Origin of the sequence: Rhodococcus sp. NPDC056960, from assembly GCF_042674125.1 — a bacterium.
Lineage (GTDB): Bacteria > Actinomycetota > Actinomycetes > Mycobacteriales > Mycobacteriaceae > Rhodococcus_F.
In genome coordinates this window covers 126,161-152,459 of the sequence record NZ_JBHURF010000023.1, presented here as the reverse complement: position 1 = coordinate 152,459, position 26,299 = coordinate 126,161, and the positions used below count along the sequence as shown (strand labels likewise).

At 68.6% G+C, this 26,299-nt stretch carries 26 protein-coding genes; 14 read left to right on the top strand and 12 right to left on the bottom strand.

Going from position 1 to position 26,299, the window contains the following annotated elements:
* Nucleotides 1-10: 10 nt before the first annotated feature.
* From ACFTWF_RS31985 to ACFTWF_RS31970, 4 genes are all read left to right on the top strand, one after another.
* A complete protein-coding gene (locus tag ACFTWF_RS31985; RefSeq protein WP_378465110.1) occupies nucleotides 11-1,372 on the top strand; it encodes an MFS transporter in 1,362 nt (453 codons plus the stop codon).
* 187 nt (nucleotides 1,373-1,559) lie between these two features.
* On the top strand, nucleotides 1,560-2,558 hold the full coding sequence (locus ACFTWF_RS31980; protein ID WP_378465109.1) for a substrate-binding domain-containing protein: 999 nt from the start codon (nucleotides 1,560-1,562) through the stop codon (nucleotides 2,556-2,558).
* A 33-nt stretch (nucleotides 2,559-2,591) separates the two neighbouring features.
* On the top strand, nucleotides 2,592-3,650 hold the full coding sequence (locus ACFTWF_RS31975; RefSeq protein ID WP_378465108.1) for an ABC transporter permease: 1,059 nt from the start codon (nucleotides 2,592-2,594) through the stop codon (nucleotides 3,648-3,650).
* A gap of 4 nt (nucleotides 3,651-3,654) precedes the next feature.
* Complete coding sequence (locus tag ACFTWF_RS31970) at nucleotides 3,655-4,470, top strand: ATP-binding cassette domain-containing protein (RefSeq protein WP_378465107.1); 816 nt, start codon at nucleotides 3,655-3,657, stop codon at nucleotides 4,468-4,470.
* 75 nt (nucleotides 4,471-4,545) lie between these two features.
* Here the strand turns inward: ACFTWF_RS31970 and ACFTWF_RS31965 are convergent, their stop codons facing one another.
* The gene (locus tag ACFTWF_RS31965; RefSeq protein ID WP_378465106.1) at nucleotides 4,546-5,946 is read right to left on the bottom strand and encodes an MFS transporter; all 1,401 of its coding nucleotides are present in this window, start codon (nucleotides 5,944-5,946) and stop codon (nucleotides 4,546-4,548) included.
* Nucleotides 5,947-6,068: 122 nt separating this feature from the next.
* On the bottom strand, nucleotides 6,069-6,746 hold the full coding sequence (locus ACFTWF_RS31960) for a TetR family transcriptional regulator (protein ID WP_378465105.1): 678 nt from the start codon (nucleotides 6,744-6,746) through the stop codon (nucleotides 6,069-6,071).
* 110 nt (nucleotides 6,747-6,856) lie between these two features.
* On the opposite strand from ACFTWF_RS31960, the gene ACFTWF_RS31955 reads away from it, so the two are divergent.
* Both ACFTWF_RS31955 and ACFTWF_RS31950 read left to right on the top strand, forming a co-directional pair.
* Nucleotides 6,857-7,774 carry a shikimate dehydrogenase gene (locus ACFTWF_RS31955; protein ID WP_378465104.1) on the top strand — a complete coding sequence of 306 codons (918 nt, stop codon included), beginning with the start codon at nucleotides 6,857-6,859 and terminating at the stop codon, nucleotides 7,772-7,774.
* A gap of 33 nt (nucleotides 7,775-7,807) precedes the next feature.
* Nucleotides 7,808-8,299: a metallophosphoesterase family protein gene (locus tag ACFTWF_RS31950; protein WP_378465124.1), complete on the top strand. Its 492-nt coding sequence runs from the start codon at nucleotides 7,808-7,810 to the stop codon at nucleotides 8,297-8,299.
* A 10-nt stretch (nucleotides 8,300-8,309) separates the two neighbouring features.
* On the opposite strand, the gene ACFTWF_RS31945 is transcribed toward ACFTWF_RS31950, so the two are convergent.
* Complete coding sequence (locus ACFTWF_RS31945; protein WP_378465103.1) at nucleotides 8,310-9,329, bottom strand: Lrp/AsnC family transcriptional regulator; 1,020 nt, start codon at nucleotides 9,327-9,329, stop codon at nucleotides 8,310-8,312.
* A 124-nt stretch (nucleotides 9,330-9,453) separates the two neighbouring features.
* Between ACFTWF_RS31945 and ACFTWF_RS31940 the strand changes: the two genes are divergently transcribed.
* From ACFTWF_RS31940 to hutH, 3 genes are read left to right on the top strand one after another with little or no spacing between them, the layout of a single operon-like run.
* Complete coding sequence (locus ACFTWF_RS31940) at nucleotides 9,454-10,857, top strand: MFS transporter (RefSeq protein WP_378465102.1); 1,404 nt, start codon at nucleotides 9,454-9,456, stop codon at nucleotides 10,855-10,857.
* Complete coding sequence (locus tag ACFTWF_RS31935) at nucleotides 10,854-12,062, top strand: amidohydrolase (protein ID WP_378465101.1); 1,209 nt, start codon at nucleotides 10,854-10,856, stop codon at nucleotides 12,060-12,062. Before ACFTWF_RS31940 ends, ACFTWF_RS31935 begins: the two co-directional genes overlap by 4 nt.
* Nucleotides 12,059-13,645, top strand: a complete 1,587-nt coding sequence (gene hutH / locus ACFTWF_RS31930; protein WP_378465100.1) for a histidine ammonia-lyase — start codon at nucleotides 12,059-12,061, stop codon at nucleotides 13,643-13,645. Before ACFTWF_RS31935 ends, hutH begins: the two co-directional genes overlap by 4 nt.
* A 21-nt stretch (nucleotides 13,646-13,666) precedes the next feature.
* Here hutH and ACFTWF_RS31925 read toward each other — a convergent pair whose 3' ends face one another.
* The 6 genes from ACFTWF_RS31925 to pcaH are packed head-to-tail and all read right to left on the bottom strand — an operon-like array spanning nucleotide 13,667 to nucleotide 19,623.
* Nucleotides 13,667-14,878: an acetyl-CoA C-acetyltransferase gene (locus ACFTWF_RS31925; RefSeq protein ID WP_378465123.1), complete on the bottom strand. Its 1,212-nt coding sequence runs from the start codon at nucleotides 14,876-14,878 to the stop codon at nucleotides 13,667-13,669.
* Between the two features lie 36 nt (nucleotides 14,879-14,914).
* Nucleotides 14,915-15,712: an IclR family transcriptional regulator gene (locus ACFTWF_RS31920; protein WP_378465099.1), complete on the bottom strand. Its 798-nt coding sequence runs from the start codon at nucleotides 15,710-15,712 to the stop codon at nucleotides 14,915-14,917.
* Nucleotides 15,709-16,902 carry a 3-oxoadipate enol-lactonase gene (gene pcaD / locus ACFTWF_RS31915; RefSeq protein WP_378465098.1) on the bottom strand — a complete coding sequence of 398 codons (1,194 nt, stop codon included), beginning with the start codon at nucleotides 16,900-16,902 and terminating at the stop codon, nucleotides 15,709-15,711. Before pcaD ends, ACFTWF_RS31920 begins: the two co-directional genes overlap by 4 nt.
* The gene (gene pcaB / locus ACFTWF_RS31910; RefSeq protein ID WP_378465097.1) at nucleotides 16,899-18,245 is read right to left on the bottom strand and encodes a 3-carboxy-cis,cis-muconate cycloisomerase; all 1,347 of its coding nucleotides are present in this window, start codon (nucleotides 18,243-18,245) and stop codon (nucleotides 16,899-16,901) included. The genes pcaD and pcaB overlap by 4 nt, the downstream gene beginning before the upstream one ends.
* A gap of 29 nt (nucleotides 18,246-18,274) precedes the next feature.
* On the bottom strand, nucleotides 18,275-18,916 hold the full coding sequence (pcaG, locus tag ACFTWF_RS31905; RefSeq protein ID WP_378465096.1) for a protocatechuate 3,4-dioxygenase subunit alpha: 642 nt from the start codon (nucleotides 18,914-18,916) through the stop codon (nucleotides 18,275-18,277).
* Nucleotides 18,916-19,623 carry a protocatechuate 3,4-dioxygenase subunit beta gene (pcaH, locus tag ACFTWF_RS31900; RefSeq protein ID WP_378465095.1) on the bottom strand — a complete coding sequence of 236 codons (708 nt, stop codon included), beginning with the start codon at nucleotides 19,621-19,623 and terminating at the stop codon, nucleotides 18,916-18,918. The genes pcaG and pcaH overlap by 1 nt, the downstream gene beginning before the upstream one ends.
* A gap of 152 nt (nucleotides 19,624-19,775) precedes the next feature.
* Between pcaH and ACFTWF_RS31895 the strand changes: the two genes are divergently transcribed.
* From ACFTWF_RS31895 to ACFTWF_RS31875, 5 genes are all read left to right on the top strand, one after another.
* On the top strand, nucleotides 19,776-20,525 hold the full coding sequence (locus ACFTWF_RS31895; RefSeq protein WP_378465094.1) for a CoA transferase subunit A: 750 nt from the start codon (nucleotides 19,776-19,778) through the stop codon (nucleotides 20,523-20,525).
* Nucleotides 20,522-21,163: a CoA transferase subunit B gene (locus tag ACFTWF_RS31890; RefSeq protein ID WP_378465093.1), complete on the top strand. Its 642-nt coding sequence runs from the start codon at nucleotides 20,522-20,524 to the stop codon at nucleotides 21,161-21,163. The genes ACFTWF_RS31895 and ACFTWF_RS31890 overlap by 4 nt, the downstream gene beginning before the upstream one ends.
* Nucleotides 21,164-21,217: 54 nt before the next feature.
* Entirely contained in the window at nucleotides 21,218-21,838 is a 621-nt protein-coding gene (locus ACFTWF_RS31885; RefSeq protein ID WP_378465092.1) for a GNAT family N-acetyltransferase, read from the top strand.
* A 61-nt stretch (nucleotides 21,839-21,899) separates the two neighbouring features.
* A complete protein-coding gene (locus tag ACFTWF_RS31880; protein WP_378465091.1) occupies nucleotides 21,900-22,907 on the top strand; it encodes an iron-siderophore ABC transporter substrate-binding protein in 1,008 nt (335 codons plus the stop codon).
* A gap of 47 nt (nucleotides 22,908-22,954) precedes the next feature.
* Complete coding sequence (locus ACFTWF_RS31875; RefSeq protein ID WP_378465090.1) at nucleotides 22,955-25,003, top strand: prolyl oligopeptidase family serine peptidase; 2,049 nt, start codon at nucleotides 22,955-22,957, stop codon at nucleotides 25,001-25,003.
* A 56-nt stretch (nucleotides 25,004-25,059) separates the two neighbouring features.
* On the opposite strand, the gene ACFTWF_RS31870 is transcribed toward ACFTWF_RS31875, so the two are convergent.
* The 3 genes from ACFTWF_RS31870 to ACFTWF_RS31860 all read right to left on the bottom strand — a co-directional run bounded on the left by ACFTWF_RS31870 (nucleotide 25,060) and on the right by ACFTWF_RS31860 (nucleotide 26,135).
* A complete protein-coding gene (locus tag ACFTWF_RS31870; RefSeq protein WP_378465089.1) occupies nucleotides 25,060-25,320 on the bottom strand; it encodes a WhiB family transcriptional regulator in 261 nt (86 codons plus the stop codon).
* A gap of 60 nt (nucleotides 25,321-25,380) precedes the next feature.
* On the bottom strand, nucleotides 25,381-25,932 hold the full coding sequence (locus ACFTWF_RS31865) for an HNH endonuclease (protein ID WP_378465088.1): 552 nt from the start codon (nucleotides 25,930-25,932) through the stop codon (nucleotides 25,381-25,383).
* Between the two features lie 71 nt (nucleotides 25,933-26,003).
* Entirely contained in the window at nucleotides 26,004-26,135 is a 132-nt protein-coding gene (locus ACFTWF_RS31860) for a hypothetical protein (protein WP_378465087.1), read from the bottom strand.
* Nucleotides 26,136-26,299: the final 164 nt, after the last annotated feature.

Genomic DNA, 26,299 nt, shown 5'->3' with positions numbered 1-26,299 from the left:
CCCCCGGGGAATGGCCCTGCTGGTGGCGGGCGCCCTCTTCATGGAGATTCTCGACGCCACCATCATCGCCCCCGCCGTCCCGCTGATCGCCGACTCCTTCAGCGTCGACCCCGTCGACGTCAACATCGCCATCTCCGCGTACCTGGTGACGGTCGCCGTCCTCATCCCCGCCAGCGGGTGGATGGCCGAACGGTTCGGCACCCGCCGCGTGTTCGTGACAGCCATCGCCGTGTTCACGCTGGCGTCGATCGGGTGCGCCGCGAGTGTGTCGCTGCCGATGCTCGTCGCGATGCGGGTGCTCCAGGGCGTCGGCGGCGCCATGATGGTGCCCGTCGGGCGGCTGGCGGTGCTGCGGTCGAGCACGAAAGGCGACCTGGTCCGCGCGATCGCCCTGCTCACCTGGCCCGCGCTCGCGGCGCCCGTCATCGCGCCCCTGCTCGGCGGTGCGATCGCGACGGTCGGGTCGTGGCGATGGATCTTCGTCATCAACATTCCGATCGGCATCCTCGGAATCCTGCTGTCGCTGAGGCTGGTTCACGGTTCGCGTGCGCCGTCGACGAGCCGGCTGGACTGGCGGGGACTCCTCGGGGTCGGGACGGGAATCGCTGCGGCCCTGATCGCACTGGAGAGCATCCGCGTGACGGGAACCGACTGGCGCCGGGTCGTGATCGGGGGAGTGGTCGCGGTCGTTCTGCTCACGGCGTCCGCGGTCCATCTCGTCCGCGCTCGGAATCCTCTCGTCGACGTCCGCGTCCTCCGTGTCCGGACGTTGCGGACCACCGTCACCGGAGGTTCGCTCTACCGGCTGACGGTGACCGCCGTGCCGTTCCTGCTGCCGCTGCAATTCCAACTCGGGTTCGGCTGGACGCCGTTTCTCGCGGGTCTGCTGGTCGCGGCGCTGTTCGCCGGCAACATCGCGATCAAACCCTGCACGACGCCGCTGATGCGGCGGTTCGGCATCCGGCCGATCCTGCTGGTCAACGCCCTGTTGTCGGTTGGTTGCTTCGGGTTGCTCGCCGCGTTGAGCGCATCGACGCCCCTCCCCGTCATCGCCGCGGTCCTCTTCGTGAGCGGCGCTCTGCGGTCGGTCGGATTCACCGCCTACAACAGCCTCGCGTTCTCCGACGTCGATCGCGCCGACCTCACGCACGCCAACACCCTCAACGCCGCCGTCCAGGAACTCGCGGCCGGCCTCGGCATCGCGGTGGCGGCGCTCGCCCTCACCGTATTCACGCCGGTGGCGACCGCGTCCGATCAGGGGTTCGGGTCCGAATATTCCTGGGCCTTCGTCGTTCTGGGGGTCCTGATGCTCTGCACGGTGGTCGACACGCTGCGTCTGCCGCGCAACGCCGGGGCATCGGTCACGCGCTAGCAGCGCCTCGCACGTCCGCACGTCGGCTCGATTTCCGGGACCGCGGTGGTGACCCGTATGTCAGCTCATTTGATATGTGGTCCTAATGTCCAGACAAACTATTGACTTTCGGGTGTGACGCGTATTACATCTAAGGCACACGGCCAAGACGTCAACGGGCCGTTCGTCCCCCCGAGAGGAAAAGCAGATGAACTTCCCCAACCGGCGTCGTGCGGTAGTGCTGGCATGCGCGAGCGCCCTTGTGGTGAGCCTCGCGGCGTGCTCGAGCACCGGTGGCAAGCCGGACAGCAGTGGGTCCGGGATCGGTGCGGGTAGCGCCGACACCCCGCGCATCACCATCGCGATGGTCACCCACGCGGCACCGGGCGACACGTTCTGGGACCTGATCCGCACGGGCGCACAGGACGCCGCGGACAAGGACAACGTCGAATTGAAGTACTCGTCCGATCCGCAGGCCCCCAACCAGGCCAATCTCGTGCAGACCGCCATCGACTCCAAGGTCGACGGACTCGCCCTTACCCTCGCCACTCCGGAAGCGATGGCTCCCGCCGTCAAGAGCGCGCAGGACGCGGGCATCCCGATCTCCGCCTTCAACGCCGGCTACGGCGCCTGGAAGGACATGGGCGTCACGCAGTACTTCGGCCAGGACGAGACGATCGCCGGCCAGGCCGCGGGCGACCGGCTGAACCAGGACGGCGCCAAGCACGTCGTGTGCGTCATCCAGCAGCAGGGGCAGATTCAGCTCGAATCCCGTTGTGCCGGTGCCAAGCAGAACTTCCGCGGCACGTTCGAGACGCTCAACGTCAACGGTGAGGACATGCCGTCGGTGAACTCGACGATCGCCGCGAAGCTCCAGCAGGACCCGTCCATCGACGGCGTTCTCGCCCTCGGCGCCCCGATCGCACTCACCGCCGTCCAATCCGTCGGGAACGCGGGCAGCCCGGCCAAGGTCTACACGTTCGATACCAATGCGGCACTCGTCGACGCCATCTCGGACGGCAGCGTGCAGTGGGCCATCGACCAGCAGCCCTACCTGCAGGGCTACCTCGCCATCGATTCTCTGTGGCTGTACCTGAACAACGGCAACGTCATCGGGGGCGGCGGCCCGACACTGACCGGACCGTCCTTCATCGACAAATCCAACATCGACCGGGTCGCCGAGTACGCCAAGGCCGGAACCCGCTGAGCACGGCACTGACGGCGTAACGGAAGGAAAGTCATGTCCACACAGCAAGATCTGGACCTTGCCAGTCACAAGGTCGTCACCGACGAACGGGTGAAGGAGCAAAAACGCCTGCAACGGCTGCTCGTCCGCCCGGAAGTCGGATCCCTCTTCGGTGCGATCGCGATCTTCGTCTTCTTCATGATCGTCGCACCCCCGTTCCGCAGCCCCGAAGCCCTCGCCACCGTCCTCTACGCCAGCTCCACCATCGGAATCATGGCCTGCGCGGTCGCGCTGCTGATGATCGGCGGCGAATTCGACCTCTCCGCCGGCGTCGCCGTCACCACCAGCTCGCTGGCCGCGTCGATGATCGCCTACAACCTGCACCTGAACCTGTGGGCCGGCGCCGCCCTCGCCCTCGTCGTCTCGCTCGCGGTCGGGTTCTTCAACGGCTACCTGGTGATGAAGACGAAGATCCCCAGCTTCCTGATCACCCTGAGCTCGTTCCTCATGCTCACCGGCATCAACCTGGCCGTCACCAAACTGATCACCGGACAGGTCGCCACCCCCAGCGTCTCCGACATGCAGGGCTTCGACTCCGCCAAGAAGGTGTTCGCGTCCTCGTTCACCATCGCCGGGGTCTCCGTCCGGATCACAGTGCTGTGGTGGCTGCTGTTCACCGCCATCGCCACCTGGGTGCTGTTCAAGACCCGGATCGGGAACTGGATCTTCGCCGTCGGCGGCAACCAGGACTCCGCCCGCGCCATCGGCGTCCCGGTCACCAAGGTCAAGATCGGGTTGTTCATGACCGTCGGGTTCGCCGCCTGGTTCGTCGGCATGCACCTGCTGTTCTCGTTCAACACCGTCCAGTCCGGCCAGGGCATCGGCAACGAGTTCCTCTACATCATCGCCGCGGTCATCGGCGGCTGCCTGCTCACCGGCGGCTACGGCACCGCGATCGGCGCCGCGATCGGCGCGTTCATCTTCGGCATGACGAACCAGGGCATCGTCTACGCCGGCTGGAACCCGGACTGGTTCAAATTCTTCCTCGGCGCGATGCTGCTGTTCGCCGTCATCGCCAACAACGCCTTCCGCAACTACGCCGCCAAGAGGTGACCGCATGAGTACCATCGAACAGATGCCCGTCGATACCGAACCCGATGGGGGCGGCAAGATCCCGCTCATCGAACTCAAACACGTCGGCAAGCAGTACGGCAACATCATCGCCCTCGAAGACATCAACCTGCGGGTGCGGGCCGGTGAGGTCACCGGTGTGCTCGGCGACAACGGCGCCGGCAAATCCACCCTGATCAAGATCATCGCCGGCCTGCACCAGCAGAGTTCGGGTGAGCTGCTCGTCGACGGCGAACCCCTCACCTTCGACTCCCCGAAGGAGGCCCTGTCCAAGGGCATCGCCACCGTCTACCAGGATCTGGCGGTGGTGTCGCTGATGCCGGTGTGGCGGAACTTCTTCCTCGGCCAGGAACTGCGGAAGGGGCCGCTGAAGTGCCTCGACGCCAACGCGATGCGGGCCACCACCAAATCGGAACTGTCGAAGATGGGCATCGACCTGCCCGACGTCGACGCCCCCATCGGGTCGCTGTCCGGCGGCCAGCGCCAATGCGTGGCGATCGCCCGGGCCATCTTTTTCGGCGCCCGGGTCCTGATCCTCGACGAGCCCACCGCCGCCCTCGGCGTCAAACAGTCCGGGATGGTGCTGCGCTACATCTCCGCCGCCAAGGAACAAGGCTTCGGGGTGGTGTTCATCACCCACAACCCGCACCACGCCTACATGGTCGGCGACCACTTCGTCCTCCTCAACCGCGGCCGCCAGAAACTCGACTGCACCTACGACGAGATCAGCCTCGAAGAACTCACCCAGCAAATGGCCGGCGGCGACGAACTCGAAGCACTCACCCACGAACTGCGGCGTTAGGAACCGACAGAACGATGCGCCCGGCACGAGTGCCGGGCGCATCGGTCGTTGTAGGGCAGACCAGAGTAGGGCCGATCAGACCTTCGTCTTCGCTTTCGCCTGAGCGAGCGCGACGTCCTCCTTGTCGAGATCCAGCAGCGGGGTGCGGGAGTTCTCCTTCGCGGTGGACGCCGACGCCGCGGCGATCAGCGCGCAGACGGCGGTGAAGATCGCCACCGGCACCCAATTCTTGGGATCGGAACCGCGCAGGGCCTGGGCGATGGTGGGCGCGAACCCGGCGAGAGCGAATCCGAGCTGCGTGCCGATCGCCATGCCGGAGTACCGAACTCGCGACGAGAACATCTCGGCGTAGAACGCGGGCCAGATGGCGTTGGTCCCGGCGTAGACGCCGCCCATCAGCAGGATGCCTGCCAGGAAGATCAGTGTGACGTTGCCGGTGCCGATGGCCGAGAAGTAGAGGAAGATCCCGGCGGCCGAGCCGATCGCGCCGCCGATGAACACCGGCTTGCGGCCGATTCGGTCGGACAGCATGCCGAGGAGCGGCTGAGACACCAGGGCGACGGCGTTGGCGGCGATCGCGACCCACAGCATGGTGGTGCGGCTCATCCCGATCTCCGGAGTGGTGGCGTACGCGAGGCCGAACACGGAGAACACGGTGCTGACGACGGCGATGAAGGCGCAGAACACGACGCGGAGAACGTCGCGCCAGTGCGTGCGGAAGAGGTCGACGACGGGCAGCGGGGCGGGGGCCTCGTCCAGGGCTTCCTTGTTGGCGATGAAGATCTCGGGCTCTTCGAGCTTGCGACGCACGATGTACGCGACGACGAGGACGAGGAGGCTGCACCAGAACGGGACGCGCCAGCCCCAGCTGTAGAGGGTCTCGTCGGGCAGTGCCGCGACGGGGATGAACGCGAGGCTGGCGACGATGAAGCCGGCCTGGGTGCCGGTGAGCGTCCAGCTGCAGAAGAAGCCGCGACGGTGGGCGGGGGAGTGCTCGAGGGTGAGCGATCCCGCACCCGACTGTTCGCCGGCCGCCGAGACGCCCTGGCAGATGCGCAGGAGCACCAGGAGCGCCGGGCCGACCATCCCGGCCTGTTCGGACGACGGGAGACAGCCGATCAGGAAGGTGACGACGCCCATGAGCACCAGGCAGAACATCATCACCTTCTTACGTCCGGCGCGGTCGCCGAAGTGCCCGACGAACACGGCGCCGATCGGACGCGCGACGTAGGAGATGCCGAAGGTGGCCAGCGACAGCAGCAGCGGATTCTTCGATCCCTCGAAGAACACGTGCGGGAACACCAGCGCTGCAGCCGAGGCGAAAATGTAGAAGTCGTAGTACTCGAGCAGGCTGCCGAAGAAGGCGGCCTTCGCGGCCTTCTTCGCGTTGGTCGGATCGGCGTTGGGGTCGACGGGGGAGCGGCCCTTGCCGTCACCGTTTCGACCGGAGACTCCGGTGCCGTAGTCGATGGTCATCGATACTCCTGGGGAGCGAGGAATGTGAACACTGGCGGCTCGAATGAGCAGGTGTCCGTAGGTCGTGTAAGCAAGGTAACCCAGGTCACAGCCTTACGTCAATAATGGTCGAAATAGTTAGTTCAAACCTTTCCGGGCTGCTGTAGGTAGGCCAGGACGACGTCGCCGATCATCGCGCGCAGGTGGGGGCGGTTCTCCGCGCCGGTCAGATCCCAGTCGAACAGCGCCTTGAACGTGTACCGATTCGCCACCCGGAAGACGCAGTACGAGCTGATGAGCATGTGGATGTCCAGCGCCGTCGTGTCGGTGCGGAAGAGGCCCGCCTCCTGTCCCCGCTGGAGGATCCGCTCGAGCGTGCGGATCGCCGGGGCCTGCGTTTCGGGGAGCCCCTCGGCCTGGACGAGGTTGACGCCCCGATTCGTGTTCTCGATCGCAACCAGGCGGATGAAGTCCGGGTGCGCCTCGTGATGGTCGAACGTCAGCTCGGCCAGCGCGCGGATCGCCTCGGTCGGTTCGAGGTGGTCGACGTCGAGCTGGGACTCCTCGTACCGGATCTCCTCGTAGGCGCGCTGCAGAACCGCCCGGTACAGGCCGTCCTTGTCGCCGAAGTAGTAGTAGAGCATCCGCTTCGTGGTTGCGGTCTTGGCCGCGATCTCGTCGATGCGGGCCCCGGTCAGGCCCTTGTCGGCGAACTCCGTCATCGCCACCCGCAGGATGTTCTCCCGCGTCTTCTCGGGATTGCGCGTCCGTTTGACCGTCTCCTTCTCGGAGGTGGCGCCCGTCGTCTTGCTTCGTGTCATCGGTGGAACTCCTGCCTGTGCTGTCTTCCGCGCGGTATGGAGGTATGCTACCGTGACATAACTCACTAGATAGTTAATTAGTTCGCAGCCCTCTCCCGGAAGTGACCGCCATGACCCCTCGTGACCTCGACGCCCCCCTCGCCGCTCGCCCGTCGTACCTGTGTGGGCTCATCGGAACGGGGATCTCGAAATCGCTGACCCCGCCGCTGCACGAGGCCGAGGGCCGCGCGCAGGACGTCGGGTACGTCTACCGGATCCTCGACCTCGACACGCTGGGCACGGGCGTCGAGGGACTGCCGCAGCTCCTCGACGCCGCCAAGCTGCTCGGGTTCAACGGGCTCAACATCACCCACCCGTGCAAGCAGGCGATCATCCCGCTGCTCGACGACCTCTCCGACGACGCCCGCAGGCTCGGCGCGGTCAACACGGTGCACATCGACGGCGGGCGCCTGATCGGGCACAACACCGATTGGTCCGGGTTCGCGCGGAACATGGACGAGGGCCTCGAAGGCGCGCCCATGAACCGCGTCGTGCAGCTCGGTGCCGGTGGGGCCGGCGCGGCGGTGGCCTACGCGGCACTCACCCGCGGCGTCGGGCACTTCACGATCATCGACGCGGACGCCACGCGCTCGAAGGATCTGCGCGACTCGCTCGCCGAGCAGTTCCCGGATCGGGACATCGAGTCCGGCGACCTCTCGGCGGTTCCCGCCGCGGTCGGGGCGGCCCAGGGGCTCATCCACGCGACGCCGATCGGCATGGCGGCGCACCCCGGCATGGCGCTCGACGCCGCACTGCTGCGCCCCGACCTGTGGGTCGCGGACGTCGTCTACCGGCCGGCCGAAACCGAACTCCTCCGCCGCGCCCGGGAGATCGGCACCCAGACCCTCAGCGGCATCGGCATGACCATCGGTCAGGCGGTCGACTCATTCCGGATCTTCACCGGTCTCGAGCCCGACGCCCACCGGATGCGTGAGCACATGGGACTGCTCCTGCAGGCGGAGGACGCCGCCGCGCTCGCGGGAGCCTAGGCCACACCACGTCTCGTGGCGGAGACTGTGACGGTGAAGCTATTGCTGCTGGCCGACACCCACATCCCGAAACGAGCTCGCGACCTGCCCGACCGGGTGTGGGACGAGGTCGACCGCGCCGACGTGGTGATCCACGCCGGCGACTGGGTCGATCTCCCCGTGTTCGAGGCCCTGCGGGCGCGGTCGGCGCGACTCGTGGCGTGCTGGGGCAACAATGACGGCGACGACCTGCGCGCCCTGATGCCCGAGCGGGCCGACGTGACCCTGGCCGGGGTGCGCATCACCGTCGTCCACGAGACCGGGGCATCCGCCGGCCGGGAGAAACGGATGTCCGCCGCCTATCCCGACACCGACGTCCTGATCTTCGGGCACAGTCACATCCCGTGGGACACCACCACGGAAACCGGTCTGCGACTGCTGAACCCGGGTTCGCCGACGGATCGACGGCGCCAGCCGCACTGCACCTACATGACCGCCACCGCCCGCGACGGGGAATTCGACGACGTCGAGTTGCACCGGTTGTGACCGGATCCGGTCAGTAGGCCGTCAGCGGGACCACACCCGCGGTGCGGCCGAGGGAGTCGAGCACGTGCCCGCCCCTCTTGTACGTGTGCAGGCAGATGAACCTGTCCGTGATCGCGAGTGACGGGAGTTTGCGCGTGAGGCCCGCCTCGAACGGCGCGATCTCGGCGGCGGTCCGAAACCACATAGTGGCGACGATCGTCGATGTTCCCGTGACAGCCTCGACGACCCGGCATCTGGGCATGCGGCCCAACAGGTTTCCGGCCGTGTTCAGCTCGCCCGGCGGAACGGTCATCATGAACGTCGTCGGCACGATGGGCCCGACAAGTTCCGGGGCTCCCTCGCACCGCAGGGCGACGCGGCCCGACTCCGTCATCCTTTCGACTCGGCGGCGCGCCGTCGGCCCGGTGGTCCCGCACCGTGCCGCGAGATCGGTCCACGATTGCCGGCCGTCGGTGGCCAGAACCCGAAGCAGCGCACGGTCGAGGTCGTCGAGCGAGGACAACGGTGTCCGGCGGGTAGAGGCGGTCGGCCGCACCAGGCGAGTGGACTGGTCCAGGTCCAGGGCCTGCACCCGCCACCGCGACCCCTCCCGGTAGGTGGTCAGCGCGACCATCGACGTCACCGCCGTGATGCCGTCGATTCGTTCGATCCGCTCGTCGAGAAGCCCGGCGAGATCTGCGATGCCGGGAACGAATACGTCGAGAAGGAAGTCTGCGGTGCCCGTCGTGCTGGACACGGTCGCCACCGCCGGCTCGGCGATCAGCGCCCGGGCGACGTCGCGCTTTGCCTGCGGTCGGCAGTGGACGGCCAGGAATGTGGCACAACCCTGACGGACGAATGCGGGGCCGGGAACCACGGCAACCCACGCCGAACCGCGTTCGGTCAGCAGCTTCCACCGTCTCGCCAGCGTCTTCGGTGTATGCCCGAGCGTCTGGGCCAGCTCTGCCCACTCGACCCGCGGATTCAGCTGGAGGGCATCGGTGATGGTGAGATCGAGCTCCGTTGCCGCCTCTGGCGTTACATCCGGCATCGTGCGAAGCCTCTTCTGTCAGAAATCGGTCATCCTTCCAGATTAGTGAGGTGGGCCACCCACAGTAGTCGCAGCGCGGGTGCGCAACCTGGAACAACCAGGCACAGCGAAGTCGAGGTCGAGGATGCGAACAATATCGGTTGTGGGTGAGGACCTGAGGGGCAGGCAACTCCCGGTCGGGGCACTTCTGGGCTCGATGGCCACCGTCGAGCTGCTCAGCGGCGTCACGCAGGGCTATCTCACGCCACTGCTTCCTGCGCTCGGCGACAGCCTGCAGATCACGGCATCGGGACAGACCAGGATCTATCTGCTGTCCCAGTTGGCCTTCGCGATCTGGACACCGCTACTCGCCAAACTGGGCGATTCGTTCGGCTACCGCCGATTTCTCCGCCTCTCCATCGCGCTCGTCGCGGCCGGGTCCCTGATGATGGCGATCTGGCCGAGCGTGCCGACGATCTCGGTCGGTGTCGTGCTCCAGGGGGCGGTCGTGGGTTTCATGCCGCTGCTGATCGGGATCCTGCGACACCAGGCGCCAGCGAGTCGCCGCACCGGAGTCGGCCTCCTGGTCGGCGTCCTCACCGCGGCGGTCGGCATCGGCGGTGTCGTCTCGGGCTCCCTCGGTGAACGGTCGGCGACACTCGGACTGTGGGTCGCGGTACCCGTCGCGATCCTGGCCGTGATCGCCGGCTTCCTCCTTCCCGACGGTGCCCCACGGTCGGGCGGCCGCATCCCCGTCGTGTCCTTCGCCCTGCTCTCGATCGGTCTGGCCGGTGTGGTCGCCGCGCTGTCGCTCGGTGCGGACTGGGGATGGACGTCGGGCGCGACGATCGGATCGATGTGTCTGGGAGTCGTCGGGCTCGCCGCATGGATCGGCGTCGACTCGCGCGGGAAGTTCCCGATGGTGGATCTGCGTATGCTCGTCCACCCACCCGTGGCCGTCGTCTCCGGGGTCACGTTCTGTCTGGCCTTCTCGACGATCGGCTTCTTCGGCGCGAATGCGGTCTTCCTCGGATCGTCGCCCGGCGACAGCGGATTCGGGTTCTCCTACGGGCCTCGCGCGATCGCGCTCGTCGCACTGGCTCTCAACGTGTTCGCGCTGGCCAGTTCACTGTTCACCGCGACTATGCTGCGCAGACTCGGTGAACGACGCACCCTTGCCCTGTCGGGTGCGCTGATCGCCGCCTCCTACGGCAGCCTGCTCCTCTGGCACTCGACGGCGCTGCACTATCTCGCCGCCATCGCGCTGCTCGGTATCGGCTTCGGTGGCTATCAGGCGTCGACGCGCGCACTGTGCGTCGAGTCGGTCCCCGACCGCGAGACCGCCATGGCCGCCGGGATCAACGAACTCGCCCTCTCGATGGGTGCGGCGATCGGAGCGGCCGCCGTCGGCGCGATCCTGTCTGCGACCAGCACTTCGACGGGAGTGACACTGCAGTCCTACGTGTGGCTGTGGTGCGTGTGCGCGGCGGTCGCCCTCGTCGGGTCCGGCCTCGGACTGTGTTACCGGAAGGGAGTGACCCTCTCATGACGAACACGGGGACGCTCGTGCCAGCGGATGTGGCCGCGAAGATCGAGGCCGCTGTCGGCCGCTGGTCGGGCGCACTGATCTCACTGAGCCACAGCCTCCACCACGAACCGGAACTGGCCTTCGAGGAATATCGATCGGTCGCCAAGATCGTCGACCTCGCTGCGGGTGCCGGGTTCGACACGAAAACCGGCGCCGGGGGACTTCCGACCGCGTTCGTCGCGACGAAGGGCACCGGCGGCCTCACGCTCGGCTTCTGCGCCGAATACGACGCGCTTCCGGAGATCGGCCATGCATGCGGACACAACGTCAACGGCGCCGCCGCGGTGGGTGCGGCGATCGCGTTGGCGGAGGTTGCGGACGCCCTGGACGTCCGAGTCAAACTCGTCGGAACTCCCGCCGAGGAAGCCGGTGGTGGAAAGTCCCTCCTCCTGAGGGCCGGCGTCTTCGACGATGTCGCCGCCGCCATGATGGTGCACGCGGGCGGGCGGGACGAGGTCGGCGGATCGTCCCTGGCGATGAGCCAGTGGACGGCCGAGTACCGGGGGCGGTCCTCGCACGCCGCGACGGCGCCGTGGCTGGGCGCCAATGCGCTCGACGCGGTAGCGGTGGCGTACAACGCCGTAGGACTGCTGCGTCAGCAACTCGAACCCGGCGTCGTCGTGTCGATCATCGTCACCGACGGCGGGCAGGCCTGCAACGTCATTCCGTCGAACGCGCGAGTGACGGTCGAGATCCGCGCGACATCCACGACCACCCTGCGGCAGGTGCAGTCGAGAGTCCGGGCGTGCCTCGAGGCGGGTGCGCTCGCCACGGACACGGACGTCACCATCACACCGTGCGGCGAGGATTTCGCCGAACTGCGGCAGGACGAATTCATGACGCTCGCATACTCCCGCGCGCTCGGCACCCGAGGCCGGACCGCCCTGTCCCGGGCGGGTGATCACATCGCGTCCACCGATATGGGCAACGTTTCCCAGGTCCTGCCCGTCATTCATCCGACCATCGGGTACGACGTCGGTGATGCCGCACACCACACGGCCGACTTCGCGTCACACGGCACGTCCCCGTCCGCCGACGACGCGGTACGGGACGGGGCGATCGCGATGGCACTCGTCGGCGCGGAACTTGCCCTCGATCCACACGAGCGCACCCGACTGCTCGAAGCCATCCAGAATCTCCACCACCGAAAGGAAGAGGCAGTATGACCACCGAAGCCGTTGTGCGGCACGGGAAAGAAGATGCACGAGCGGAGAGGACGGTCGTGATCGGCGTCGGAGCCGTCACACCGGAGGACGTGCTCAGCGTCGCACGCAGAGGCGCCGGAGTGACGCTGTCCGAGGAAGCGCTGCGCGCGATGACCGAGTCACGTCAGCGCATCGAGCGCCTCGCCGAGGACCCGACTCCCGTGTACGGGGTGTCGACGGGTTTCGGGGCGCTCGCAACCCGGCACATTCCTCTGGCGCGGCGGGCGCAGTTGCAGCGCAGCCTGATCCGCTCGCATGCCGCCGGCAGTGGTCCGGAGGTGGAGCGGGAGGTGGTGCGCGCTCTGATGCTCCTGCGGCTGTCGACCCTGGCCACCGGCCGGACCGGGGTGCGTCCGGAGGTCGCGCAGGTGTACGCGTCGTTGTTGTCGGCGGGGATCACGCCGGTGGTGCACGAATACGGCAGCCTCGGGTGCTCGGGGGATCTGGCGCCGCTCGCGCACGTGGCGCTCGCGGTGATCGGCGAGGGCACCGTCCGGGACGCGGACGGCGAACTGCTGCCGGCCGCGGCGGCGCTGTCCGCCGCCGGGATCGCACCGGTGGTCCTCGAGGAGAAGGAGGGGCTGGCCCTGATCAACGGCACCGACGGCATGCTCGGCATGCTGGTGCTGGCGTGCCACGACCTGCACGCGCTCCTGCGGCTGGCCGATGTCACGGCGTCGATGAGCGTGGAGGGGCTGCTCGGCACCGACCGGGTGTTCGCCCCGGATCTGCAGGCGCTGCGGCCGCACCCCGGCCAGGCCCGCGCCGCCGCGAACATGGTCCGGTTGCTGGCGGGTTCGGAGATCGTGCGGAGCCACGCCAACCCGAGTTGCACGGTGGTGCAGGACGCCTACTCGTTGCGGTGCGCCCCGCAGGTCGCCGGTGCCGCGCGGGACACCCTCGCGCACGCGGAGCGGGTGGCGTCGTGGGAGTTGGCGAGCGCCGTCGACAACCCGGTGATCACACTCGACGGCCGGGTGGAATCGAACGGCAACTTCCACGGGGCGCCGGTGGCCTATGTGCTGGACTTCCTGGCGGTCGTGGTCGCGGACGTGGCGAGCATGAGCGAGCGCCGCACCGACCGGTTCCTGGATGTCGCCCGCAGTCACGGGCTGCCGCCGTTCCTGGCGGATGATCCGGGTGTGGACAGCGGCCACATGATCGCGCAGTACACGCAGGCCGCGATCGTGTCGGAGCTGAAACGGCTGGCGGCGCCGGCGTCTGTGGATTCGATTCCGTCGTCGGCGATGCAGGAGGATCACGTGTCGATGGGGTGGTCCGCGGCCCGGAAGCTGCGCCGGGCGATCGACGGACTCACCCGGGTGCTCGCCATCGAGGCGTTGACGGCCGCTCGGGGACTGGATCTGCGGGCCCCGCTCGCACCGTCGGCGGCGACGGGGGCGGTGCGGGATGCGATTCGCGGGCACGTCGCCGGACCGGGAACCGACCGTCACCTCGCACCGGAGATCGAGGCCGTCGTCACCCTCGCCGCCTCGGGCAAGTTGCTCGAGGCCGCGGAGGGTGCCGTGGGTGTGCTGGCCTGACGGCAGGCCCGCGTTGCTGCGTCAGACCCGTTCGAAGACCGCGGCGAGGCCCTGGCCGCCGCCGATGCACATGGTCTCGAGCCCGTAGCGGGACTCGCGGCGGTCCATTTCCCGCAGGAGGGTGGCGAGAATGCGACCGCCGGTGGCACCGACGGGGTGGCCGAGGGAGATGCCGGATCCGTTGGGGTTGAGGCGTGCATCGGTGGGGTCGAGGTCCCAGCTGCGGAGGACGGCGAGGGTCTGCGCGGCGAAGGCTTCGTTCAGTTCGATGACACCCATGTCGGACAGCGACAGTCCGAGCTGACCGAGGGCCTTCTCCGTCGCGGGCACCGGGCCGATGCCCATCGTGCGCGGCGGGACTCCGGCCACGGCCCAGGACGCCATCCTGGCGAGGGGCTTCAGTCCCAGTTCCTTCGCCTTCTCGGCGGTCGTGACGATGCACACGGCGGCGCCGTCGTTCTGCCCGCTGGCGTTGCCGGCGGTGACGGTGGAGGCGGAGTCGATCTTGGAGCGGATGGCGCGGAGCTTGGACAGCGACTCCACGGTGGTGTCGGCGCGCGGGTGCTCGTCCTTGTCGACGACGAGCGGGTCCGACTTGCGTTGCGGCACCGTCACTCCGACGATCTCCTCGGCGAAGCGTCCCGACTCCTGCGCGGCGACGGCCCGCTGGTGCGACTGCACGGCGAGCGCGTCCTGGTCTTCACGGCTGATGTCGAACTCGGCGCGCAGGTTCTCGGCGGTTTCGATCATGCCGCCGGGCACGGGGAAGTTCGCGCCGCCGGCGGTGACGCGGGCGCGGGCGAGCCGGTCGGCGAGTTGCACCCCTTCGCCCTTGACGCCCCAGCGGATGTTCGGGTTGGTGTAGAACTCGGCCTGGCTCATGGATTCGGCGCCGCCGGCGAGCACGAGGTCGTTGCCGCCGGACGCCACCTGCAGCACGGCCGTGATGACGGCCTGCAGTCCGGATCCGCAGCGGCGATCCACCTGCATGCCGGGGACGTCGATGCCGAGTCCGGCGTCGAGCGCGGCGATCCGGCCGATGGCCGGGGCCTCTCCGCCCGGGGACGCCTGGCCCAGGATGACGTCGTCGATCTGGCTGCCCTCGATGCCGGTGCGCTCGACGAGCGCCGTGATGACGGTGGCGGCGAGGCTCTGAGGGGTGATGTCCTTGAACACTCCGCCGAAGCGCCCGACCGGCGTTCGCAGGGGCTCGCAGATGACGACGTCACGCATGGAAAGACCTTTCATGAAGATTCCTCGGGCCCAGCGTCAGCGGTTGACGGTGGCGAGGTCCTGTTCGATGTCGGTTGCGGTGACCCGCAGCGACGGGATGAGATCGGAATGCAGATCCTCCAGCCGGTACCGCGCGGCCGGAGTGGAGATGTTCACCGCCGCGACGGTGAGCCCGGACGCGTTGTGGATCGGCGCGGCCATCGACCGCAGGCCCGCCTCGAGCTCCTGGTCGAGAACGCAGATGCCGTCCTCGCGCACCGCGAGAATCGCGGCCTTCAGTTCGTCTCGGGCCGTGATCGTGCGCTCGGTGAGCCGCTGGATGTCGAGCTTCTCGAGGTACTCGTCGAGCGCGTCGTCGGCCAGGCCGGCGAGCAGGACCCGTCCCATCGACGTGGCGTAGGCGGGAAGCCGGGTGCCGATGGTGATGCCCACCGTCATGATCCGGCTGACAGGTACACGGGCGACGTACACGATGTCGGCGCCGTCCAGGATCGACACCGACGACGACTCGTGCACCGTGTGGCTGAGCTTCTCCAGGTGCGGCTGCGCGACCTCCGGCAGCGACAGGCTCGACAGGTAGCTGTACCCGAGTTCGAGAACGCGCGGGGTGAGCCAGAACGCGGAACCGTCCGTGGCCACGTAGCCGAGTTCGACGAGAGTGAGCAGGAACCGGCGCGCGGTGGCACGGGTGAGGTCGGTGGCGCGGGCGACGTCGCTGAGTGTGCGCCGCTGATTCTGGTGGTCGAAGCAGCGGATCACGGCGAGGCCCCGGGCCAGCGACTGCACATAGTCGGGGGACGGGAGGATTTTCTCCGACGGTTCGGTTGCGGTCATGTCTGCAAATCCTTCACTGCCGGGTCGGCGGCCAGGTCGGCGAGGGCCTGCTTGCCGAGCGCGAATCCGAGATTGCTGTTGGGCACTCCGGCGTAGACGGCGGTGTGGAGGAGCACCTCGCCGATGGTGTCGGCGTCGACTCCCGCGCGCAGGGCCGCCCGGATGTGCATGTCGAGTTCATGCTCGTTGCCGACCGCGGTGAGGACGGCGATCGTGAGCAGCCGTCGCATCTCGTGGTCCAGTCCGGGGCGCGACCAGATGTCACCCCACGCGGTGCGGGTGATGAAGTCCTGGAACGGCGCCGTGAAGTCGGTGGTCCCCGCGACGGAGCGGTCCACGTGGGCGTCGCCGAGAACCGAGCGGCGCACCGTCATTCCCTGGGCGTGCGCGGCGCGGCGTCCGCGGGCGTACCCGCCGCCGGCGACGTGTTCGCGCAGCAGCGCCGTGACGGCGCCCGCCTGTTCGAGATTCGCGACGTGGGCGGCGGGGGAGAGCACCTCGAACCGGGCGCCGGTGATGCCGTCCGCGAGGATCTGCATGACGGACGGCGGGGTGGACGGATCCTCCTCGCCCGCGATCACCAGTGTCGGTGCGCTGATGCGGGGGAGGTCGGCGGTGAAATCCCAGTCGGCGAGAGCGTCGCAGCAGGCGGCGTATCCCTCGGGCGATGTGGACGCGATCATCTGGCGGTAGTGCCGGACGAATTCCGGGTCGCGTTTCGCGAGCCCCTCACTGAACCAGCGTGCGACGACGGCGTCCGCGAGCGACTCGGGGCCGTCGGTGCGTGACGCGGCCGCCCGCTCGATCCACGCCTGCGGTTCGCCGAACTTCGCGGCGGTGCACAGCAGCGACAGCGACAGCACCCGGCGGGGTGCATGCGCGCCCAGCCACTGGGCGATCGCCCCGCCCATGGACAGCCCGACGAAGTGGGCGGCGTCGACTCCGAGCGTGTCGAGCAGGGCGAGGACGTCCCCGGACAGGTCGCGGACGGAGTACGGCCCGTCCGGCGCCGGCGACTCCCCGTGACCGCGCTGATCGACGGCGACGACCCGGCATTCGTCGGACAGCGCCGCGATCTGCGGGTCCCACATGGAGCGGTTGGATCCGAGTGATCCGAGCAGAACCACGACGGGGGCATCGGCCGCTCCGTTGCGGGGTCCGGAGATTTCGTGTGCGAGTGCGACTGTCATCGCGTTCCTTCCCGGCCGCGGGTCACTGTGTCCAGTGCGCGGTCGACGATGTCGTGTGCGTGGCCGAGGTATCCGGCGGGGTCGAGCAGGGCGCGGATCTCGTCCGCCTGCAGGTATTCGAGGAGCCCCGGATCCTCGTCGAGGGAATGACCGCTCCGGCACGCGGCGGTGACGAGGTCGCGCGCGTCGTCGGTGCGGGTGGAGAGAGCACCGGTGACCCGTTCGGCGAGGAGCAGGCCTCCGGTGACGTCGAGGTTGCGGGCCATCGCGTCCGGGTGGACGTTCAGCCCACCGAGTGAATCGGCGATCCGGGCGACTGCCCCGCCGGTGAGACGCAGCAGGTCCGTGAGGGTTTCCCATTCGGCATGCCAGGCACCGGCGGCACGCTGTTGCTCGTGATCCATCGAACCGAGAATCGTCGCGACGAGTCCGGGGACGCGCCGTGCCGCCGCGCGGGCCGCGATGGCGGCCACCGGATTGCGCTTGTGGGGCATGGCCGACGAACCGCCGGGCGTCCCTTCGCTCACCTCGCCGATCTCGGTCGCGGACAGGAACACGAGGTCGGTGGCGATCTTCGACACCGCGCCCGCGGCCGTTCCGAGCGCCGACGCGAGCAGTGCGATGCGCGTGCGGTCGGTGTGCCAGGGCACGTCCTGACGGGCGAGGCCGAGTTCGTCGGCGAGGACGTCGGCGACGTCGAGGCCGTGCGGGTAGAGCGCCGCGGACGTTCCGGCGGCGCCTCCCAGCTGGACGGGGAGGGCGTCGAGTGCGTCGAACAGTGCGCGAGAAGCCCTGTGCAGCGCAGTCATCCACCCGGCGGCGAGCACGCCGAACGTGGTGGGCAGGGCCTGCTGGCCGAGGGTGCGGCCGGCGATCGGGGTGCCGCGCTGGGCCCGCGCCAGGGCCTCGGCGCACAGGACCGCCTCGTCGAGGGACGCCAGCACGTGCGCGCCCGCCCGACGGCACAGCAGCATCAGAGCCGTGTCGAGAATGTCCTGACTCGTGGCGCCCTTGTGGACGTGGCTTCCGGGCACGCCGGCACCGGCCACCTCGCCGCGGAGCAGTGTCACCAGCGGGATCACGGGGTTGCCGCCCGCGGCGGCCGCCTCGCCGAGGGCTCCGACGTCCACGGAGTCCTCGGCGACGATGCGTGCGAACACGGAGGAGATCGCGTCGGCGGACGCGGCGGGGATGACGTCGCATTTCGCCTCCGCCCGGGCCAGTGCCCCCTCGACCTCGACCATCGCGGTGACCCACGCCCGGTCGGAGAGCAGCGCCGACAACTCGCCGGCACCGAACGTCGGATCGAACAGGGCACCCCGGGATGTCTCCGGAGAGTTCACACGCGACACCTTTCTGGGTTTACAGCCGATTACAGGGCGAAGAACGGGGTTTCCCGTCCGTCCGTATTCTGCACGTGGATCGTCAGGTGATATCCGCGATCGGTCTTCTCCGCGATCAGCTTGGGGCGGTCGGCTTCCGGGACGGAGGAGAGGACGGGGTCCGAGGCGTGGGCGTCCGTGTCCTCGGGGAAGTAGAGGCGCGTGTACAGGCGCTCGAGCATGCCGCGGGCGAACAGTCCGACGTTGATGTGCGGGGCCTCGGCGGTGCCGTCCTCGGCGGGGAGAGCGCCGGGCTTGACGGTGTGCACGACGATCGTGCCGCTCTCGTCGGCGAACACGCGTGCCAGACTGCGGAATCCGGCGGGGGTCGCCTCGGCGGCACCGCGGGGATCGCTGGGACTGTTGAATCGGCCCTCGGCATCTGCCTGCCAGGTCTCGATCATCGCGTCGCCGATGGGCTGCCCGGCGCCATCGATGACGTTGAAGGACACGGTGATTCGCCCAGGCGCGTCCTCGGGAACGGTGTTGCCGCTGTTCTCCCACGTGGGGTACAGACCGATGTGGACGTACGGGCCGACGGTCTGGGACGGGGTGACGCCGAACGGCACCTCGTCCTGGCTCCTGGCGAAGACCGGGTAACGCGGGGCGTCGGGGTTCTGGGTGTCGATCATCAGTGGCCCTCCTCGAACGGGGTGGCGTCCTGACCGCGCAGGACGATGTCGAACTTGAATCCGACCGCCCAGTTCTCGCGGGTCTGGTCGTAGTCGAACGTGCTGATCATCCGCTCGCGGGCCGCTTCGGGCACCGAGTTGTAGATCGGATCCTGGAAGAAGAACGGGTCGTCGGGGAAGTACATCTGCGTCACCAGGCGCTGCGTGAATGCCTGACCGAACAGGGAGAAGTGGATGTGCGCGGGACGCCAGGCGTTGTGGTGGTTGCCCCACGGGTACGCGCCCGGCTTGATGGTCGTGAACTCGTAATGACCCTGCTTGTCGGTCAGGCAGCGCGCGACACCGTTGAAGTGGGGGTCGAGCGGCGCGGGCCAGGAGTCGTTCTTGTGGCGGTAGCGGCCGCCGGCGTTGGCCTGCCACACCTCGATGAGGGTGTCGGGGATGGGCTTCCCGGCGCTGTCGAGAACGCGGCCGTGGACGATGATGCGCTGTCCCTGGGCCTCGCCGCCGTTGGCGTGGGTCATGTCGTTCTCACCCTTGGCGACGTCCGCGTCACCGAAGACCGGACCGGTGATCTCGCCCAGTCGTTGCGGGATCAGGATCAGGTCGTTCTTGGGGCTGCGCAGCCGAGTCGTCTTGTACTCGGGGAACAGCAGCGGGGCGTTGGCTTCGTGCCCTGCTTGGTAGTGGGCTGGCAGATGCAGCATGGAAGAAGATCCTCACGTTCTCGATGTGAACAGTCGGCCGCTATTCGCACATAGTAGTCGTGTTCTGTGATCGGGCCAACAGGCGGGGCGCAATTTGTTCGCAATGTGGATGGGTGTTCACTACTCGAACATTTTGCGGTAGCCTGGGTCACATGGTCAACAAAGTCTTCGCAACGGCGGCCGAGGCCGTTGCCGACGTGCCCGACGGAGCCTCCCTCGCGGTGGGCGGTTTCGGCCTCGTCGGTATCCCCTCGGTCCTCATCAATGCCCTCCTCGCACGGGGTGCGACCGACCTCGAGACGGTCAGCAACAACTGCGGCACCGACGGTTTCGGTCTGGGTCTGCTCCTCGAGCAGCACCGGATCCGGCGCACCATCAGCTCGTACGTCGGCGCGAACAAGGAGTTCGCGCGGCAGTACCTGAGCGGCGAGCTCGAGGTCGAACTCACGCCGCAGGGCACGCTGGCCGAGCGCATGCGCGCCGGGGGAGCGGGCATCCCCGCCTTCTACACCCCCGCCGGTGTCGGGACGCAGGTCGCCGACGGCGGTCTCCCGATCCGCTACGACGGGCAGGGCGGCATCGCGGTGGCGAGCAAGCCCAAGGAGACCCGTGAGTTCGACGGGGAGTCCTTCGTCCTCGAACGGGCCATCCGCACCGACTTTGCGCTGGTCCACGCGTGGAAGGGTGACCGGCTCGGCAACCTCGTGTACCGCGAGACGGCCCGCAACTTCAACCCGGACGCCGCCGGCGCCGGTCGCATCACCATCGCGCAGGTCGAATACCTCGTCGAGCCCGGCGAGATCGACCCCGCCGAGGTGCACACCCCCGGCATCTTCGTCCAGCGTGTGGTCGAGGTCGGCAAGCAGGACACGGGAATCGAGAACAGGACGGTGCGGGCATGAGCTGGACGCGTGACGAGATGGCGGCCCGGGTCGCGGCCGAGCTCGAAGACGGGCAGTACGTCAACCTCGGGATCGGCATGCCGACCCTGATCCCCGGTCACATCCCGGCCGGCAAGGACGTCATCCTGCACTCGGAGAACGGCATCCTCGGCGTCGGGCCGTACCCGGCCGACGACGAGGTCGACCCCGAACTCATCAATGCCGGCAAGGAGACCATCACCGTCGTTCCCGGCGGCGCGTTCTTCGCCTCCTCGGATTCGTTCTCGATGATCCGCGGCGGCAGCGTCGACGTGGCCGTTCTCGGTGCGATGCAGGTCAGCAGCCACGGCGACCTGTCCAACTGGATGGTCCCCGGCGCCATGGTCAAGGGCATGGGCGGCGCGATGGACCTCGTGCACGGCGCGGGCAAGGTCATCGTGATGATGGATCACGTCACCAAGAAGGGCGAGCACAAGATCCTCGAGGAGTGCACCCTGCCGTACACCGGCAAGCGCTGCGTCCAGAAGATCGTCACCGATCTCGCCGTCATCGACGTCACCCCCGACGGGTTGCGGCTCGTCGAGACCGCGCCCGGTCACAGCGTCGAGGACGTCCAGGCGGCCACCGGCGCGAAGCTCCTGATCGACGCCACCGTCTGACCCCACCGCCCGTCGTTCCGGTGTGTCGCCGCCGTCGGCCCGTACTCTCTGGGCATGGGTGTGAGCGTGCGGGCCGCCACCAGATCCGACATTCCGGAGGTGACGCGGGTGCTCGCCGACGCGTTCTTCGACGACCCCGTGATGGTCTGGATGTGGCCGGACCCCGAGCGCAGGCGGCGCGGCCTGCCGAGACTGTTCGCGGTGGAGATCCGCCATCACCATCTCGCCGGGGGCGGAGCCGAACTGGCCGAGGACGAGAACGGCGTGGTCCGCGGGGCCGCCATGTGGGATCCGCCCGGCGGCTGGAAGCAGTCGACGGTGTCGTCGCTCCTCAGCCTGCCGGGTCTGATCCGGGCGTTCGGCCCGCGGTTGGGGGTCGGGGCCGCGGTGAGCGGAACCGTCGAAGACGCGCATCCCGTCGATCCCGTGCACTGGTATCTGGCGACGATCGGATCGTCGACGGCGGGACGGGGCGGTGGTTACGGGACGGCGCTGTTGCGGTCGCGGCTGGACCGCTGTGATGCCGAGGGCCTTCCGGCGTATCTGGAGTCGAGCAAGCGGGACAACATTTCGTACTACCAGCGGTTCGGCTTCGACGTCACCGGTGAGATCCGGATACCGGACGGCGGGCCGACGCTGTGGGCGATGTGGCGGGAGCCCGTCGCGACCCCTTAGGTTAAGCTCGGCAAGCCTTACCTAAGTGGTCGCATTTCCGGGTAGACGAGAGGGTCGCCGCATGAACGTGGGTCAACAGAGGATCGGCCTGAGCCGACGCGGATTCCTCGTGGGCACCGGGGGAGCGCTGCTCGCGTTCGCCGCGGCCTGCAGCAGCCCGGACGGCGGCGACGGCGGCGATGCGGCGTCGGGCCCCGTCATCGCCCACAAATACGGCGACACCCAGGTGCCGGTCGACCCGCAGCGCATCGTCAGCGTCGGCTACAACGACCAGGACACGATCCTCGCGCTCGGCGGCACCCTGGTGGGCACGTTCGACTGGTACGGCGACTACCCGTACGGCGTGTGGCCGTGGGCGCAGGACCTCCTCGGCACCGCGCAGCCGGAGATCGTGGGCACGGCATCCACCAACATCGACTTCGAGAAGGTCGCGACGGTCGGCCCGGACCTGGTGGTCGGCACCTACTCCGGCCTCACCCAGGCCCAGTACGACAAGTTCGGTGCCATTGCGCCGACGGTGGCGCAGCCGAAGGAGTTCGCCGACTACGGTGTCCCGTGGCAGGACCAGACGCGGATTCTCGGTGACACGCTCGGCAAGAAGGACAAGGCCGCCGAATTGGTGTCGTCCGTCGAGAAGCAGTTCGTCGACGTCCGCGCCGCCAACCCGGCGTTCGCCGGCAAGACCGTCCTCGTCGGTGCCCTGAAGGGGCCCGGGCAGTTCGGCGTGTACGGGCCCGAGGACCCGAAGGTCCGCTTCTTCACCGAACTCGGTTTCGTGAATCCGCCTGTGACCGAGCAGATCACCGGCAACTTCGCCGAGATCAGCACGGAGCAGCTGTCGCTGGCGAACGTCGATCTCCTCGTCTGGTACGCGGGCGGCGGTTACGGCGACAAGTTGCGCGCCGAACTCGACAACACGCCCATCTATCAGGAACTCGACGTGGTGAAGGCGGGGCGCACGATCACGCTCGAGGACGCCGCCGCCGAAGCGATGGCGTGGAGCACCGTCCTCAGCCTGCCGTACGCCTTGACCGAGATCCCGCCGCGGGTTGCGCCCCTGCTCGCCTGAGGCCCGATGTCCGACGGCCCGGGCCCGGTTCGTGATACGAACGACTCGTGACCGCGATTCCTGAACTTCACGCCGGAACTCCTTTCGACGATCTCGACGACTACCTCGCGCTCGGCCGCGTCGGCGGCCTCGTGCTGTCGCCGGACGGGCGACGACTCGTCGTCGCGCAGTCGACACTCGACGAGAAGTCGACCAAGTACGTCACCGCTCTGTGGGAGATCGATCCCATCGGCGGGTTCGCGGCGCGGCGGCTCACCCGGGGCCGCACCGGCGAATCCAACGCGACGTTCACCAGCGACGGCGATCTCCTGTTCACGTCCTCACGCCCGGCGCAGGACGAGGACGAACTCCCCGACGACCTGTGGCGGCTGCCCGCGCACGGCGGCGAGGCGGTGGTCGTCGCGCGGCGCGGCGGCGGCATCACCGGGGTCCGTGCCGCCCGGTGCGCCCCGCGGTTCGTCGTCACCACCGGCGTCCTGGGGGCGTCGGGCGAGCTTGCCGACGACGAGCGGGTGCGCGCCGAACGCAAGGAGAAGAAGGTGTCGGCGATCCTCCACACGGGGTTCCCGATGCGCTACTGGGACCACGATCTGGGTCCGGACGTGCCCCACCTGCTGTCCGCTCCACTGGACGAGCTCGACGAGAACGGGCACGAGCCCGCGTTGACCGACCTGACCCCGTTGCCCGGTCCGGCACTGCGGGAGGCCAATTACGCGCTGAGCGATGACGGCGCCTTCGTCGTGACGTCGTGGACGGTTCCCGGTCCGCTGGCGTCGATCCGGAACATCCTGGTGCGCATCGACACCGAGACGGGGGCACGCGCGGTCCTCGTCGACGACGCGGACGCCGACCTGTCGGATCCGGCGATCTCGCCGGACGGGCAGCGCGTCGTGTTCACGCGGGAATCGCACGCGACACCCGACTCCGCACCGCGGTTCACCCTGCACCAGTACAGCTTCGACACCGGTGCGGTGACGGAGGTGGCGCCGGGGTGGGATCGGTGGGCCACGTCCGTCGCCTGGTTGCCGGACGGTTCCGGCCTCCTGGTCACCGCCGACGACCACGGCCGCGCCCCGATCTTCCTGCTCCGCGACGGCGCGGATCCCACACTGGTCACGAGTGACGATTCCGCGTACACCGACCTGCAGGTGGCGCCCGACGGATCGACCGTGTTCGCGTTGCGGGCGTCCTACGCGACGCCGCCCCACCCGGTGCGCGTCGACCTCACCACCGGCGCGGTGTCGCTGCTGAAGGCGCCCGCCGAACTCCCCGAGCTGCCGGGCACGCTGACGGAGGTCCAGACGGTGGCCGCCGACGGTGCGGCGGTGCGGGCGTGGCTGGCGGTGCCGACGGGTGCCTCCACCCACGCACCGGTTCCGTTGGCGCTGTGGGTGCACGGCGGCCCACTGGGTTCCTGGAACACCTGGTCGTGGCGGTGGAACCCGTGGCTGCTCGTGGCGCGGGGATACGCCGTGCTGCTGCCGGATCCGGCACTGTCGACCGGGTACGGGCAGGAGTTCGTCGAGCGGGGCTGGGGAAAGTGGGGCAAGGCGCCGTTCACGGATCTCATGGCGATCACCGACGCCGCGGTGGCGCTGCCCGAGATCGACGAGAAGCGCACCGCGGCGATGGGCGGGTCGTTCGGCGGATACATGGCCAACTGGATCGCCGGACACACCGACCGGTTCGCCGCGATCGTCTCGCATGCCGGCCTGTGGGCGCTGGACCAGTTCGGCCCCACCACCGACGCCGCGTGGTATTGGCAGCGTGAGATGACCCCCGAGATGGCGGTGGAGAACTCGCCGCACCTGTATGTCGCGGACATCGCCACCCCGATGCTGGTCATCCACGGGGACAAGGACTTTCGCGTACCCATCGGCGAGGCCCTGCGCCTGTGGTTCGAGTTGCTGGCCGAATCGGGGTTGCCCGCCGACGACGAGGGACGCACCGACCACCGGTTCCTCTACTTCCCGGACGAGAACCACTGGATCCTCAGCCCGCAGAACGCGAAGGTCTGGTATCAGGTGGTGCTGTCGTTCCTCTCGGAGCACGTGCGGGGAGAGGACGCGGCGCTGCCCGAGATCCTGGGCCACTAGATCCTGGGCCACGAAGTTCGGGGTTGCCGGATCGGGCAGGGGCACGTGGCGTGGGCTCACGCCCGCGTCACGCGACCCCGGTCGAATTCCTTGCCACCCCAGACGCCGGTCTGCCCGGTGGCGCCGGCGAACAGTTCGCACCGCAACCGTAGCGGGCAGGAACGGCAGACGTCGCGCGCGTACGCGAAATCCTCTGTGGGGAAGGGGAACCACCGGTCCGGAGCCGGGTCGGCACGGCATGCGGCGTCCGCCCAGCCCGCCGGATCGTCGGACGCGGGCAGCAGCGTGGACAGGGACGTGTCCAGGACGTCGGTCATCGGAGATCTCCCCTTCCCGGGGACGTGCGGTCGGTGACGGTGAACGGTGGGATCTCGCGGCTAGACGGCCGCGAGATCCCGCCAGATCCGCCGCTGCGCCTTGTCGAGGTGCCACGGCGCCCTCGGCTCCCACAGGAGCGGCATTCCCGCCTCCTCCGGGGTGCGGTCGGCCTTCCTCGAATTGCAGGGTGCGCAGCAGGCCACGAGGTTGGCCCAGGTGTTGGGGCCGCCGCGGCTGCGGGGCAGCACGTGATCGATGGTCGTGGCGACCGGATCGGCGCAGTAGCCGCACCGATTGCGGTCGCGCCGGAACACCCCCGCGAACGTTGCGCGACTGCTGTCGGTCACCAGCGCGGAGTGCTCGACGTAGACGTACCGCAGCAGACGAATGGTCTGCGGCAGGCTGATCTCGACGTGTTGCGAGCGAACCGGGAACGGCGGTTCCCGATGGGCGACCGTCTCGGCCGCGCCGACACTGATCAGCACGACGGCTCGCTCCGCGGGAATCTCGCAGAGGGCCTCGAATGTGACGTTGAGGACCAGCACGTTCGTACGCGACCAGTTGCGGGCGTCGAGGGTGCTGCCGGGTGGGTTACGGGAGAAGTGCCTCACGGGAGTGCTCGGTTCTGTCGTCGGTTCACGGCGGTGGCGGCACGCCGGCGACGGTGTTCGGTGCGGGCGTGTCAGGCGGTGCGGCTGGGCTTCGAGACGGGCATGCTCCCGTGTTCGCCGCGCAGGCCGGACGGGAAGGGGAGGGCGGCATTCGTGCCGAACCGGCGCAACTGGGTGGCGCGGATGGCGGGTAGTGCGCGCATCGCCGACTTCCTTCCCGGTGTCGTCCGTGGACCGATCGAACATATCGAGCATGGCACAACGCGACGTCTGCGTCCTGGCATTTTTCGCGCCGTCGAACCCGCGGTCGGCGGGCTCGGGAATCGAACGGGATGCCGCGACACGTCCGATGGATGCGGTGAAGTCG

Bases quoted from the DNA above. Each gene is read 5' to 3' on its own strand.
- ACFTWF_RS31985 (WP_378465110.1), top strand. From the start codon at position 11: ATGGCCCTGCTGGTGGCGGGCGCCCTCTTCATGGAGATTCTCGACGCC.
- ACFTWF_RS31980 (WP_378465109.1), top strand. From the start codon at position 1,560: ATGAACTTCCCCAACCGGCGTCGTGCGGTAGTGCTGGCATGCGCGAGC.
- ACFTWF_RS31975 (WP_378465108.1), top strand. From the start codon at position 2,592: ATGTCCACACAGCAAGATCTGGACCTTGCCAGTCACAAGGTCGTCACC.
- ACFTWF_RS31970 (WP_378465107.1), top strand. From the start codon at position 3,655: ATGAGTACCATCGAACAGATGCCCGTCGATACCGAACCCGATGGGGGC.
- ACFTWF_RS31965 (WP_378465106.1), bottom strand. From the start codon at position 5,946: ATGACCATCGACTACGGCACCGGAGTCTCCGGTCGAAACGGTGACGGC.
- ACFTWF_RS31960 (WP_378465105.1), bottom strand. From the start codon at position 6,746: ATGACACGAAGCAAGACGACGGGCGCCACCTCCGAGAAGGAGACGGTC.
- ACFTWF_RS31955 (WP_378465104.1), top strand. From the start codon at position 6,857: ATGACCCCTCGTGACCTCGACGCCCCCCTCGCCGCTCGCCCGTCGTAC.
- ACFTWF_RS31945 (WP_378465103.1), bottom strand. From the start codon at position 9,329: ATGCCGGATGTAACGCCAGAGGCGGCAACGGAGCTCGATCTCACCATC.
- ACFTWF_RS31940 (WP_378465102.1), top strand. From the start codon at position 9,454: ATGCGAACAATATCGGTTGTGGGTGAGGACCTGAGGGGCAGGCAACTC.
- ACFTWF_RS31935 (WP_378465101.1), top strand. From the start codon at position 10,854: ATGACGAACACGGGGACGCTCGTGCCAGCGGATGTGGCCGCGAAGATC.
- hutH (WP_378465100.1), top strand. From the start codon at position 12,059: ATGACCACCGAAGCCGTTGTGCGGCACGGGAAAGAAGATGCACGAGCG.
- ACFTWF_RS31925 (WP_378465123.1), bottom strand. From the start codon at position 14,878: ATGCGTGACGTCGTCATCTGCGAGCCCCTGCGAACGCCGGTCGGGCGC.
- ACFTWF_RS31920 (WP_378465099.1), bottom strand. From the start codon at position 15,712: ATGACCGCAACCGAACCGTCGGAGAAAATCCTCCCGTCCCCCGACTAT.
- pcaD (WP_378465098.1), bottom strand. From the start codon at position 16,902: ATGACAGTCGCACTCGCACACGAAATCTCCGGACCCCGCAACGGAGCG.
- pcaG (WP_378465096.1), bottom strand. From the start codon at position 18,916: ATGATCGACACCCAGAACCCCGACGCCCCGCGTTACCCGGTCTTCGCC.
- pcaH (WP_378465095.1), bottom strand. From the start codon at position 19,623: ATGCTGCATCTGCCAGCCCACTACCAAGCAGGGCACGAAGCCAACGCC.
- ACFTWF_RS31895 (WP_378465094.1), top strand. From the start codon at position 19,776: ATGGTCAACAAAGTCTTCGCAACGGCGGCCGAGGCCGTTGCCGACGTG.
- ACFTWF_RS31890 (WP_378465093.1), top strand. From the start codon at position 20,522: ATGAGCTGGACGCGTGACGAGATGGCGGCCCGGGTCGCGGCCGAGCTC.
- ACFTWF_RS31885 (WP_378465092.1), top strand. From the start codon at position 21,218: ATGGGTGTGAGCGTGCGGGCCGCCACCAGATCCGACATTCCGGAGGTG.
- ACFTWF_RS31880 (WP_378465091.1), top strand. From the start codon at position 21,900: ATGAACGTGGGTCAACAGAGGATCGGCCTGAGCCGACGCGGATTCCTC.
- ACFTWF_RS31870 (WP_378465089.1), bottom strand. From the start codon at position 25,320: ATGACCGACGTCCTGGACACGTCCCTGTCCACGCTGCTGCCCGCGTCC.
- ACFTWF_RS31860 (WP_378465087.1), bottom strand. From the start codon at position 26,135: ATGCGCGCACTACCCGCCATCCGCGCCACCCAGTTGCGCCGGTTCGGC.